Source organism: Streptomyces sp. NPDC045899, from assembly GCF_056431485.1.
The window spans coordinates 425,418-437,324 of the sequence record NZ_JBWKKP010000002.1 but is presented as its reverse complement, the minus strand read 5'-3'; the positions used below and the strand labels follow the sequence as shown (position 1 = coordinate 437,324).

Annotated in this window: 11 protein-coding genes and 2 pseudogenes; 4 read left to right on the top strand and 9 right to left on the bottom strand. The window is 72.8% G+C overall.

Annotated features, from left to right (window positions below):
• Nucleotides 1–144 precede the first annotated feature (144 nt).
• Nucleotides 145–576 carry a LysR substrate-binding domain-containing protein gene (locus tag AC07FT_RS04565; protein ID WP_479173980.1) on the bottom strand — a complete coding sequence of 144 codons (432 nt, stop codon included), beginning with the start codon at nucleotides 574–576 and terminating at the stop codon, nucleotides 145–147.
• Between the two features lie 10 nt (nucleotides 577–586).
• Nucleotides 587–1,195 carry a TetR/AcrR family transcriptional regulator gene (locus AC07FT_RS04560; protein ID WP_479173883.1) on the bottom strand — a complete coding sequence of 203 codons (609 nt, stop codon included), beginning with the start codon at nucleotides 1,193–1,195 and terminating at the stop codon, nucleotides 587–589.
• Between the two features lie 164 nt (nucleotides 1,196–1,359).
• Between AC07FT_RS04560 and AC07FT_RS04555 the strand changes: the two genes are divergently transcribed.
• Entirely contained in the window at nucleotides 1,360–2,178 is an 819-nt protein-coding gene (locus AC07FT_RS04555) for an NmrA family NAD(P)-binding protein (protein ID WP_479173881.1), read from the top strand.
• 39 nt (nucleotides 2,179–2,217) lie between these two features.
• Here the strand turns inward: AC07FT_RS04555 and ku are convergent, their stop codons facing one another.
• On the bottom strand, nucleotides 2,218–3,309 hold the full coding sequence (gene ku / locus AC07FT_RS04550; RefSeq protein WP_479173880.1) for a non-homologous end joining protein Ku: 1,092 nt from the start codon (nucleotides 3,307–3,309) through the stop codon (nucleotides 2,218–2,220).
• A gap of 30 nt (nucleotides 3,310–3,339) precedes the next feature.
• On the opposite strand from ku, the gene ligD reads away from it, so the two are divergent.
• On the top strand, nucleotides 3,340–4,281 hold the full coding sequence (gene ligD / locus AC07FT_RS04545) for a non-homologous end-joining DNA ligase (protein ID WP_479173879.1): 942 nt from the start codon (nucleotides 3,340–3,342) through the stop codon (nucleotides 4,279–4,281).
• Nucleotides 4,278–5,219, top strand: a complete 942-nt coding sequence (locus AC07FT_RS04540) for an ATP-dependent DNA ligase (RefSeq protein WP_479173877.1) — start codon at nucleotides 4,278–4,280, stop codon at nucleotides 5,217–5,219. Before ligD ends, AC07FT_RS04540 begins: the two co-directional genes overlap by 4 nt.
• A gap of 248 nt (nucleotides 5,220–5,467) precedes the next feature.
• Here the strand turns inward: AC07FT_RS04540 and AC07FT_RS04535 are convergent, their stop codons facing one another.
• Complete coding sequence (locus tag AC07FT_RS04535) at nucleotides 5,468–6,385, bottom strand: 1-aminocyclopropane-1-carboxylate deaminase/D-cysteine desulfhydrase (RefSeq protein WP_479173978.1); 918 nt, start codon at nucleotides 6,383–6,385, stop codon at nucleotides 5,468–5,470.
• A 174-nt stretch (nucleotides 6,386–6,559) separates the two neighbouring features.
• Here AC07FT_RS04535 and AC07FT_RS04530 point away from each other — a divergent pair, with 174 nt between their 5' ends.
• The gene (locus AC07FT_RS04530; protein WP_471203265.1) at nucleotides 6,560–6,952 is read left to right on the top strand and encodes a VOC family protein; all 393 of its coding nucleotides are present in this window, start codon (nucleotides 6,560–6,562) and stop codon (nucleotides 6,950–6,952) included.
• Nucleotides 6,953–7,056: 104 nt separating this feature from the next.
• Here the strand turns inward: AC07FT_RS04530 and AC07FT_RS04525 are convergent, their stop codons facing one another.
• From AC07FT_RS04525 to AC07FT_RS04505, 5 genes and pseudogenes are all read right to left on the bottom strand, one after another.
• Nucleotides 7,057–7,530, bottom strand: a complete 474-nt coding sequence (locus tag AC07FT_RS04525; RefSeq protein WP_479173875.1) for a thioesterase family protein — start codon at nucleotides 7,528–7,530, stop codon at nucleotides 7,057–7,059.
• A gap of 107 nt (nucleotides 7,531–7,637) precedes the next feature.
• Nucleotides 7,638–8,597: pseudogene (locus AC07FT_RS04520) on the bottom strand (3-hydroxyacyl-CoA dehydrogenase NAD-binding domain-containing protein); the annotation flags it as partial.
• 57 nt (nucleotides 8,598–8,654) lie between these two features.
• A complete protein-coding gene (locus tag AC07FT_RS04515) occupies nucleotides 8,655–9,542 on the bottom strand; it encodes a beta-keto acid cleavage family enzyme (RefSeq protein ID WP_479173873.1) in 888 nt (295 codons plus the stop codon).
• Nucleotides 9,543–9,873: 331 nt separating this feature from the next.
• Nucleotides 9,874–10,767: pseudogene (locus tag AC07FT_RS04510) on the bottom strand (TetR/AcrR family transcriptional regulator); the annotation flags it as partial.
• Between the two features lie 613 nt (nucleotides 10,768–11,380).
• Complete coding sequence (locus tag AC07FT_RS04505) at nucleotides 11,381–11,845, bottom strand: MarR family winged helix-turn-helix transcriptional regulator (RefSeq protein ID WP_471203256.1); 465 nt, start codon at nucleotides 11,843–11,845, stop codon at nucleotides 11,381–11,383.
• Between the last annotated feature and the right edge of the window lie 62 nt (nucleotides 11,846–11,907).

Sequence of the window (11,907 nt, the reverse complement as noted above, 5' to 3'; positions counted from 1 at the left end):
TGATGTCCTCGAGAACGGTCGTCCGGTGGGGGCGCTGGTTCGTTCCGAGGGATCGGCGCATCGCATGCTCCTGTCGGGTGACGGATGAGGGACCGATGCCGGTCGCGGACATCCTGGGCGCGGTGGTGCGGGGGCGCAACCGAATTAGGCCCTGTCCTGCCGGCTGCCGCCGGTCGTTCTGGCGAGAGCGCGGACCAGAGGGTTGCGGTTCTCGGTCAGCCAGGCGAACGCCCAGCGGACGGGCGCCGCGTCGCGGACGGGGACATAGACCAGGCCGGGCCATGCGTAGAAGCGGGCGGCCTCGGCGGCGGCCGCGGAGACGGACTGCCCGGCGCCGGCCGCCTTCAGCTGGCCGTCCCAGTTGGCGATCTCGGGTCCCCGGGCCACGGGGTGCCCCGAGGGGGTGCGGAAGGGCTGGAAGACCTCTTCCATGGAGGCCGGAATCGGCGAGCGGTGGGATACGAAGGTCAGATCGCCGTAGTCCTCCAGGCATACCGATGCGCGGTCGGCGTAGGGGTGGTCGGCGGACATCATCAGCACGATCGGCGAGGTGTGGGTGACCGGGCCGGTGGCGATGCGCGGCGCCTCAGGTCGCCAGACGGCGCACCACCCGCCGCAGTTGCTCGGTGTAGTGCTCGCGGAACTCCGACGACCCGGGGTCGGCGTCGAAGAGCTGGCGTACGGCGTGCGGCATCGTGTGCGGCGCGGAGACCAGGCAGACGCACAGCAGCATCGCCATGGCCGGGTCGATGTCCTCGCCGATCTCGCCGTTCGCCTGGCGCCGCCGCATGTCGGAGAGGTCTTCGGGCTCATCCTCCGGCGTGCCTCCGGTCAGTCCCGACCACGCCTTGAGACGGTTGCCCCGAGGGTCGGCGAACCCTTCCCGGAGATAGCGGACGATGAGCTCGTCGAAGGGGAGTCCGGGGTCGTTGAAGTCCGCCTCGCGCCGCAGCCATTCGCGGCCGAGCTCCTTGTAGAGCCCCTCCTTGCCGCCGAAGTGGTAGTTGATCAGCTGTTTGTTGACGCCCGCGCGGTCCGCGATGTCCTGGACGCGGGCCCCCGCGTACCCCTTCTCGGCGAACTCGTCCATGGCCGCCTCCAGCAGCAGCCGCCGGGAGCGCTCCGGGTCCAGCTTGCGCTCCTCGGGCGCGGGGGCACGACGGGGCTTCTTCGGCGTCCCCTGCATCTCGCTCATCTCCTCTGCTCGGCCGGACGGGTCGGCTGACCGGCCGCACCAGGCTAACGGTGGTGGTCACACAATCATCCATCTATATGTTTGACAAGTTCATCCGGTTGGTTGAATCTAGCGGTGCGGGATCAACGTCATCCCAACGGAGCACCCGAGCAAGGAGATTCGTCATGATCGTGGTCACCGGAGCCACCGGGAACGTCGGCCGGTACGTGGTGAAGGAGCTGGCCGAGGCGGGTGCGGAGGTCCGCGCGCTGACCCGCGACCCGGAGAACGCCCGGCTGCCCTCGGGCGTCACCGCGGCTCGTACCGAGGACCTGCCCTTCGACGGCGCCGAGGCGCTCTTCCTCAACCCCGCCGTGGCGTGGAACGGCGCGGACGCGCTGCTCCGGCGCGCCACGGAGCAGGGGGTGCGGCGGATCGTGCTGCTGTCCTCGTCCGCCGCCCTCGACCCCGGTCCCGGCAACCCCATCGGCACCCACCACCGCGATCTGGAGCTCGCGATCGAGGCCCTGGACGTGGAGTGGACCTTCATCCGGCCGGGTGCCTTCGCGGTGAACTCGCTCCAGTGGGCGGACGAGATCACGTCCGGCGACGTCGTCCACGGCCCCTACGCGGACTGCCGGACCGCGCCGATCCACGAGGCCGACATGGGCGAGATCGCCGCCCGTGCGCTGCTCGGGGACGACCTCGTCGGCCGGGCTCCGGTGCTGACCGGGCCCGAGTCGCTGAGCTTCGCCGAACAGGCGCGGATCGTGGGCGAGGCCATCGGGCGGCCGCTGCGGTACGAGGAGCTGCCGCGCGAGGTGGTGCGCGAGGGGATGCTCCGGGGCTTCGCCACCCCGGAGATCGCGGATTCCCTGCTGGACATGTTCGAGGCGGGGGTCGGGGTTCCGGCCGAGGTCTCGCCGGAGACCGAGCGGATCACCGGTCACCCGGGGCGGACGTTCGCCCAGTGGGCGGCGGACCACAAGGCCGACTTCAGCTGACGGGGGCGGCGGACGGCGGCGGGGCCGGAGCGGGGGTGTTCAGGACGCGGCCCGGGGGCCCCGCTTGGTCCCGGTCTTCTTCGCGGTGGTCTTGGCGGTGGTCTTCTTCGCCGACTTCCCAGTCGGCGCCTTCGCCGTCGTCCTGGTCGCGGCCTTCTTCGAACCCGTCTTCTTCTCCGTCTTCTTCTGTGCCGTCCCCGCCGCCGTCTTCTTCGCCGTCCTGCCGCCCGCCGAGGAGGCGCCCCGCTTGGCCGCGGGAGCCTTCTTCGCCGCTGCCTTCTTGCGTCCGCGCAGCTCGGTGACGGTCGCCTCCTCGCCTCCTTGGGCCGCCTCTTCCGTGCCGGCCGCCTCGCCCCGCGCCTGCCGGGCACTGCGGACGCTGTCCTTCAGGGCCGCCATCAGATCGACGACCTGTGCGCCCCCGGGTTCCTCACCGGGTCCGGCGACGGGCGCGGTCCCGGAGACCTTCGCCGCCACCAGGGCTTCCAGCGCCTCGTGGTACTCGTCGTGCAGCTCACTCAGATCCACCTCGCCGAGCGTCGCCATCAGGGTGTCGGCCAGGTCCAGTTCGGCGGGCCTGACCTTCACCTTCTCCTTGGGTGCCACCCCCGTGGCGTCCCGCACCTCGTCCGGCCACAGCAGCCGGTGCATCGCGAGGGCGTCACCCACCACCCGCAGCATCCCCAGCCGCTCCCGCCCGCGGTGTACGTACTTGGCGATGGCCACCTTCTCGCTGCGCCTGAGCGCCTCCCGCAGCAGTGCGTACGGCTTGGCCGCGGCCGTGCCGTTGACCCCCAGGTAGTAGGCGTCACCCATTTGCAGCGGATCGATCTCCGCGGCGGAGACGAACGCCTCGATCTCCAGCGAGCGGGTGGTGGGCAGCGGAAGGGCCGCCAGATCCTCGTCGGTGATCGGGATCAGCGCACCGTCGGCGTCCTCGTACGCCCGTCCGATCTCGCCCGTCTCGACCTGCTTCTCCTCCAGCTCACAGATCTTGCGGTACCGGATGCGGCCGCCGTCGGCGGTGTGGATCTGCCGGAACGAGACGGAGTGGTCCTCGGTCGCCGGGTACATCTTGATCGGGATGCTCACCAGACCGAAGGAAATGTTCCCATTCCAGATAGATCGCATGCTTGATCCCTTTCGTGAGATTCTTATCCTATGTCCCCGATCGCGGAGGTGGAGGGGCGGCGGATCGCGCTCAAGAACCTCGACAAGGTCATCCATCCGGCCACCGGCACCACCAAGGGCGAGCTGCTGCACTACCTGGCCTCGGTGGCCGACGCGCTCCTCGGCCACCTCCACGGGCGGCCGCTGGCGTTCCTGCGCTACCCGGACGGCCCCGACGGCCAGATGTTCTTCACCAAGAACCCGCCACCCGGCACCCCGCCCTGGGTGACGACGGCCGAAGTCACCCGCCACGAGGGCGAGACCGCCCGCCAGGTGCTCGTCCAGGACCTGCCCTCGCTGATGTGGGCGGCCAACCTGGTCGTCGAGTTCCACGCCCCCATGTGGCGGATCGACCCGGGCGAGGGCATCGCCGACCGGCTCGTGTTCGACCTCGACCCCGGACCGCCCGCGACCATCGTCGACTGCTGCGCCGTCGCCCTGTGGCTGCGCGAGCGGCTGGGCGCCGACGGGCTCACCGCCTACGCCAAGACCAGCGGCTCCAAGGGGCTGCACCTGCTGGTCCCGCTGGAGCCGACCCCCTCCCGGCAGGCCACCGCCTACGCCCGGCGGCTCGCCGCCGAGGCCGCCACGGCCCTGCCCCGCCTGGTCATCCGCAAGATGACCCGCTCGCTGCGGACCGGGAAGGTGTACGTCGACTTCAGCCAGAACGCGGCCGCCAAGACCACCGCCGCCCCCTATACGGCCCGTGCCCGCGCCGAACCCACCGTCTCCACCCCCGTCACCTGGGACGAGATCGACCGGACGGCGGAGGCCGGGCCGGCGGTGGACGGCGCGGACGGCTCCGGCGGGGCCGGGCCGCTGGTCTTCCGGATCGACGACATCCCCTCCCGTCTCGACCGCCACGGCGATCTGCTCGCCCCGCTCCTCGACCCCGGCGAGGCCCGTCCGCTGCCCGCGGGTGACGACCGATGACCTCCCCAGCGCCGCCGCTGCTGCCGCCGGTGGAGGTGGCCCTGGCCCGCCCCGTTCCCTCCTTGCCCCTCCCCGCGGAGGGGCGGCGGCTGGCGTACGAACCGAAGTTCGACGGCCACCGGCTGGTGATCTTCCGGCTGGACGACGCCGTGCGAATGCAGTCCCGCTCCGGCCGTATCGTCACCCGCGCCTTCCCCGACCTGGAGGCCGCCGCCCGGCCGCTGCCGCCCGGCACCGTCCTGGACGGCGAGGTGGTGGTGTGGGCGGGCGGCCGCACCGACTTCGCCTCCGTCCAGAAGCGCGCCTTCGCCGCCACCGACTCCCGCGCCGCCCGGCTCGCCCGTGAACTCCCCGCCTCCTACGCGGCGTTCGACCTGCTGGCCCTGGCCGGTGCGGACCTGCGGCCGCTGCCCTACGAACAGCGCCGCGCCCGGCTGATGGCCCTCCTGGAACCGCTCGGCCCACCACTCCAGGCCGTCCCCATGACCACCGACCCCGAACTCGCCGCCACCTGGTACGAGTCGCTCACGGCCATCGGGGTCGAGGGGCTGGTCGTCAAAAGCCTCGACGAGCCCTACCGCGTGGGCCGCCACTGGCGGAAGGTGCGGCATGCGGAGACCCGGGACGCGGTGGTCGTGGGCGTCGTCGGGCCCCGGCTGCGCCCGCGCTCGCTGGCGCTGGTGCTGCCGGGGGACGACGCCCCGCTGGTCTCCAGCCCGCTGTCCCCGGCGGTCCGCGCCCAGCTCGCCGTCGCCCTGCGCGACCTGCCGGAACCCGGCCCCCCGCCCCCGGCGGACGACCTCCCCACCGCCCTCGACACGGTCGGCACCCGTATCGCCTACCGCCCGATCGCCCCGGAACTCACGGTCGAGGTCCGCCAGGAGAGCCGGACGCGGCACGCGGCGACCACGGTGATCCGCCTGCGCGGCGGCGAGTGACACCACCGGGCGCCGCCCACCGCCCCAACGCCGCGTAGGCCGTAGTACGGACCGGCACCCCGCGCGACGCGGCGCCCGCCGCCGGGTCGGAACGCCCGGCGCTCCACCGTGTCGGTGCCGGCCGTTGCCTCGCGGCCCGTGTGTCGCGGGCCGCTGCCCCTTGCCGCCTGGCGGCGGCGCATCGGCTGAGCCCGGGGCCCGCGGCGGCGTGACGCGGCGTCCGGGCGTCACCGTCCCCGGGTGACGGGCTACCCGTCCGAAGGGACCGGGTCCGGGGGGCCGGTGATGACGGCGGTGACACGGGTGCCGGGCGGGAGCGCCCGGCGCTCCGCCGCGTCGTACACGCACCACAGCATCTTGGCCACGTACCGCCGCTCCACCGCGATCCCGTGCCGTTCCTCGAACCCCGCCGCGAAGGCTTCCAGCCCGGCGGGGACCCGGCCGTAACCGCCCCCGTGGTGGTCGTGGTCGATGCGCCAGTTGGCGAACGTCCGTCCCCAGCCCTCCGTGTGCAGCCGTGTCACCTCGTCGTCCAGGTACCGGGCGCCCCGGACCACCGCGACCCCCAGGGCCCGCGCGCCGTCGGGGAGCCCGGCGGCGATCCCGGCGAGGGTGCCGCCGGTGCCCACCGCGCAGCACAGGAGGTCGCGGCCGCCCAGGTCCGGCAGCTCGGCGGGCAGTTCCGCGGCGCCCCGCGCGGCCAGGACGTTCGTACCGCCCTCCGGCAGCACCCAGCAGCGCCCCCACCGCTCCTCCAGCTCGGCCCGGGTGGCCGGGTCGCCGAGGGTGCGCAGGGTCTCGCGGTAGCCGGTGCGGTCCAGGAACGCCAGCTCCATGCCCTGCGCCTCGGCCCGCGCCAGCGACCAGTTGCGCGGCGCGTCGGCCAGTTCGTCGCCCCGGACCAGCCCCACGGTGGAGAGCCCGTACGCGGCACCGGCCGCGGCCACCGCGCGGAGGTGGTTGGAGTACGCACCGCCGAAGGTGAGCAGCCGGGTGTGGCCGTGCTCGACGGCCGCCCGCAGATTGGGCGTGAGCTTGCGCCACTTGTTGCCCGGTACCAGCGGATGGATGAGATCGTCCCGCTTCAGCCTCAGCTCCACACCGGCGCGCGCCATGACAGGGTCGTCGAGGGGCGTCAGGGGGGAGGGGAGGACGGGGGTCGGCATCACCGGGGAAGTGTACGGACCGGTTGTCCACAGGGCGTTGTCCACAGCGGTTGCGTGCCCGATCAGGCGTTCGATTGAATGCGTGGAGTGAGGCCGGGCTTTCCGGCGGGGCGCTGCGCCGGGCGGCCGGGAAGGATGGCCGGGGTGCGCCCGACTCGACTGGGAGGTCCTGCAATGGCCAGCAAGTTCACCGAGCTCGCGATCGACTGTGCCGATCCCCGGGGCCTCGCCCGGTTCTGGTGCGCGGTCCTCGGTTACGAGGTGCGGGACGAGGACGAGGAGGACGGCATCGTCACCATCGGCTCCCCTCTGGTGCCCGAGGGCAGGGAGCGCGGTGGTCCGGTGCCACCGGCGCTGACCTTCGCGCGGGTGCCCGAGGGCAAGACCGTCAAGAACAGGCTCCATATCGATGTCAATCCCACCGACAGGGAGCAGGACGAGGAGGTCCGCCGTCTGCTCGGCCTCGGCGCCCGGCACGCCGACGTCGGCCAGGGAGAGGCGAGCTGGGTCGTGCTGACCGACCCCGAGGGGAACGAGTTCTGCGTCCTGGCCAGCCGCTGCCCCTGACGTTCAGGGACCGCGGCGCCCGGAGCGCCGGACGCCCCGGCCCGGCGGGGTGCCGGTTCCGGGGCGTCCGGGCGGGGCGGCCGGGGCCGGCCGGGGTCGGCGGGTCACTCCGCCTCGCGCGGGACGGGGCCGATGGCCCGTCCGGCCCATTCCGGTGCCCTCTCGACCAGGGCCGCGAGCCGCTCCCGGACGTCGTCCGGGAAGGGGGTCGCGCGCCCCTCCTTCTGGTCGGTGTGCACGGAGAGCAGCTCGGTCGTGGCGACCGGCGCCCCGTCCGGCTCGCCCACGTGCATCTCGTGCGAGAACCGCACCTTCTTCTCGTCCACGCCCAGCACCCGCGTGCGGATGGTGAGCTCGGCGCCCTCGGCGACCTCGCGCACGTACCGGATATGCGACTCCACGGTGTAGAGCGAGCAGCCGGTCCTGGCGCGATAGCTGGAGTCGAGCCCGGTCTCGACCATCATCTCGTCGGTGCTGTGGCCGAAGACGAGGACGTAGAACGCCTCGCTCATATGGCCGTTGTAGTCGATCCACTCGGGCCGGACCGTCTGCTGGTAGTCGGGGAGCGGGGTGCTCATGAGTCGCCTCCCTGGGGCGTGTGGATGGTGCTCTGCCGCGGAAGCGGGCTGCTGGGGTCGGTGGTGCTGGAAATGCCGGTAGTGCTGGTGGCGGTGGTGCTGCCGTCGCCGCGCCGCCCCGGAAGGCGTCCGGTGGCCCGCAGTACGTTGATGACGCCCTGGTCGCGCTCGGCCACGAGCTGGGCGATGTCGCGGCCCTCGGCTGCCGCGTCACAGCCCTCGACCATCGCCGTACGCAGCGCCTCGTCCAGCTCCGGCGCTTCCAGCCGAGTCCAGGGCGACTTCAGCGACGGCCCGAAATGGTCGAGCATATGGGCCATCCCGCCCTCGCCGCCCGCGAGGGCGAAGGTCAGACAGGGGCCCATGAAGGCCCACCGCAGCCCCGGCCCCTCGGTGATCGAGTCGTCGATCTCCCGCACCGTCGCCTCGCCGTTGGCCACCATGTGCAGGGCCTCCCGCCACAGCGCCTCCTGGAGCCGGTTGGCGATGAAGCCGGGCAGCTCCCGCTCCATGGTGATCACGGACTTCCCGGCCACCGCGTAGAAGCGCGAGGCCCAGTCGACGGCCGCGGTGTCCGTCCGTTCCCCGCCCACGACCTCCACGAGGGGGATGAGATAGGGCGGGTTGAAGGGGTGGCCGACGAGGAGGCGGCCGGGGTCGGTGGCCTCCGTCTGCATATCGGTCATCGGATAGCCGGAGGTGGACGACGCGATGACCACCCCCGCGGGCGTCGCGGTGTCGAGCTCGGCCAGCAGCCGCCGCTTCAGCTCCAGCTTCTCGGGAGCGCTCTCCTGGACGAACTGCGCGTCGGCCACGGCCGCGTCGAGCGTCGGGGCGAAGGCCAGCCGGTCGGCCGAGGCGCCCTCGGCGAGACCGATCTGTTCCAGCGCGGGCCAGGCGGCCGTCACCAGCCGGCGCAGCCGGTCCTCGGCGTCGGGGGCCGGATCCCAGGCGGTGACGTCATAGCCGCGCGCCAGGAAGTGGGCGACCCAGCCGCCGCCGATGACTCCGGCGCCGATGCAGGCGACCCGCCGGACGTCCTCGGGCGGGCAGGGGGGAGGGGGCATGGGGGCGAGGTTCCTCACGATGGGGGACGGGGGTGGGGGGAGTGGCCCGGCGGTGGCTCAGCCGCGGGGTTTGAGCCCCAGCCGCTGCCGCGCCTCATCGGGCGTGGCGACACGGGCGCCGAGCAGCTCGGTGATCTGGACGGCGCGCTCCACGAGCTGGCCGTTGGTGGCCTTGACCCCGCGGCTGAGGTAGAGGTTGTCCTCCAGTCCGACGCGTACGTTGCCGCCGAGCAGGATCGACTGCGCCACCCAGGGCATCTGCATCCGGCCCAGCGCGAAGCTGGCCCACTGCGCGCCCTCCGGCAGCAGGTCGACCATCGCCTTGAGGACGCCGGGTTCGGCCGGGGCGCCCCACGGGATGCCCATGCAGAGCTGGAAGACGGTCGGGTCGTCGAGCAGCCCTTCGGCCAGCAGCTGCTTGGCGAACCACAGCTGTCCGGTGTCGAAGATCTCCAACTCGGGCCGCACACCGAGCTCCTGGATGCGCCGGGCGCCGGTGCGCAGCATGTCGGGCGTGGAGACGTAGAGGTTGCTGCCGTCGCCGAAGTTGAGCGAACCGCAGTCGAGGGTGCAGATGTCCGGCAGCAGCTCCTCGACGTGCGGCAGCCGCTCGAGCCCGCTCACCAGATCCGTACCGGGAAGCTGCCGCAGCGGCTCCTCCGGGTCGATGACCAGGTCACCGCCCATGCCCGCGGTGAGGTTGATGACCACGTCGGTCCCGGTCTCCTTCACCCGCTCCACGACCTCGCGGTACAGCCGCGGATCGCGGGCGGGAGCGCCGGTCCCGGGGTCCCGGACGTGGATGTGGACCACGGCGGCCCCGGCCTCGGCGGCCTCGGCGGCGGACCGGGCGATCTGGGCGGGGGTGACGGGGACATGGGGACTGCGGCCCACGGTGTCACCGGCGCCGGTGAGGGCGCAGGTGATGATGACGCTGTCGTTCATGGGCATGGCTATCACTCCGAATCTGCGGAACCGGAACCGGAACCTAGGGCCCGTCGGCGGGGTGGTGGTGCGGCTCGGATGTCTCCGGGGCGTATACATGCGGTGCGGACGCGGCTGGGCCGCCGCCGGCTCCGGCACCGGTGCCCCGGCCGGTGGTGGTCCTGATGTCCTTCGTGGCCCGGGCCGCGCCCTCGGTCTCCGTGGCGGTCCGCTCACCGGTGGCGCCTGCGGCACCGGTGGGCGCGGCCGCGACGGACCCCGCACCGGTGCCGCGGGCGGACCCGGCGCCGGCACCCGTACCCGTGCCGTAGGCTCGCCCGGCACCCGCACCGGCGGTCAACTCGGTGTCCACGTAGTCCACACAGGCCGTGTGCATGGCCTCGGCGGTCATCCCGACCCCCGCCGCACCGCCCTCACCGGGGGCTGCGGCCAGCACCTGCGCGGCGAGTCCGTCCATCAGGGCGGTCAGCCGGACCGCCGTGGACTCCGGGTCCACACCGCGGAAGACGCCCTGCCCGATCCCGCGCCGGATGACCTCGGCGACGGTCTGCCGCCACTGCCGGTAGAAGTCGGCGTGCAGCCGTCCGATCGCCGTGGACCGCGCGGCCTCGGCCCACAGGTCCATCCACACCAGCCACTGTCCGCGCTGCTGCGCGGTGTACGGCACCTGGAGCGCGATCAGCTGCCGCAGCTCCTCGTACGCGTCGTCGGCGTCCGCGATCCGGGCGGAGCGGCGCGCGGTGTCCTCGTCCATGCACCAGCGCACCGCGGCCTCCAGCAGTTCGGCGCGGCCGGGGAAGTGGTAGTGGATGGCGGCGGTGCTGGTGTCGCAGGCGGCGGCGATGTCCGCGACGCGTACGGCGTGGAACCCGTGCTCGGCGATGAGCCGCACCGTCTCCCGCACGATCTGCAACGGCCGTCCGCCCTCGGGCGCGACGGCGGACCGCCGCGCGGTGGAGGCGGTACCGGCGGGCGGGGCCGTCTCCACGAGGCCGGTGGACTCGACGGCCGTGGCGGTGCCCAGCAGCCATCCCGCGTCCACGTTCCCGGTGTCGGCGATCCGGGCCAGTTCGGCGACGGTGAACCGGCGGCTGCCGCCGAGCGAGCGCGACAGCTTGGACGGGTCCATCACGACCCGCCGCGCGAACTCCCGCTGGCTGCAACCGACTTCGTCGATCACCCGGCGGACGCGTGCGGCCACTTCGGCGCCGGACTGCTCCTGCATGGCCGTCACCGTACGGACGTGTTGAGATAAGCGCAATGGACGAGTGTCGCCTATGTGTGCCGGGAAGAAGAATGCCAGCTAATTGACGTCGGTGGCCGTTCGTACCCCGACTGACTCAATGATCAGTTCTATCGGGTCCGCCCCTCACCGTCCCCGCTTCCGGCGCTTCCGTCCCCGCCCCGCTGTGCCGCTCGGCGCGGGCCACGGCACCTCGGCGCGCAGCAGCGCGACGGCCAACGGCTCACCGCTGTACCGCGCGTACGCCATCCGCTCCCGTACCTCGGCCGTGGTGCGTGGCCGGTAGCCGGGTCCGCAACTGCAGCCCATGGGGAAGCGGATGCCTTCCCGGAGCAGCAGCGCGAGCGTGCGCCACCCCGCGGTGTCCCGGCGCGGGGGCGGTGCGAACGCGGCCCCGACGTGGATCAGCGGCTCCGCGCAGCGCGGACAGCGCCGCTCCGGATGACGGGAGTCCCCTGGCTGCTTGTAGGAGGCCCGGCAGGGGAGGCAGACCCATGAGGATTTCGCCGGCGGCGTGGGGTCGAGCGTAGATCCGCCGCAGGCCGTCCTCCAGGCGTTTTCCCCGCGGCCGCGCGGTACGGCGTGGCCGGTCCGCTCAGACCTCGCCCTTCTTCTCCTTGAGCTTGCTCCACACCCGGCTGAGCGCCGTGAGGTCGTCCTCGTCGAGGAGGTCGGTGAAGACCGGGGCGAGGCAGGCGCGGCGGGTGGCGTCGGCCTCCTCGAAGAGCGTGCGGCCCTCGGGGGTGAGGCTGATCTCCACGGAGCGGGCGTCGTGCGCGGCGGGCGTGCGCGTGACCAGCCCGCGGTTCCGCAGGGCGTCGATCACCCGGGAGACCTGGCTGCGGCTGAGCATCGTGCTGTTGCCGAGTACGGAGGCGGGGACCGGATCGGGACTGGAGGCGAGCCAGAGCATCACCTCGAACCAGGAGACCGGCAGATCGTGTGCCTTGATCAGGGCGCGGTCCACACGGTCGGTGAGTACGGTCCCGGCCCAGACCAGGCCGTAGAAGGCGTGGTCCGCGACGGGCATCTCCGCCTGGGTGAGCTTGCGCTGTGCCATGGCCCGAGCATACCCGGGTTGCGTGTGCGCGCACACAATGCTTAAAGTGTGTGTGCACGCAC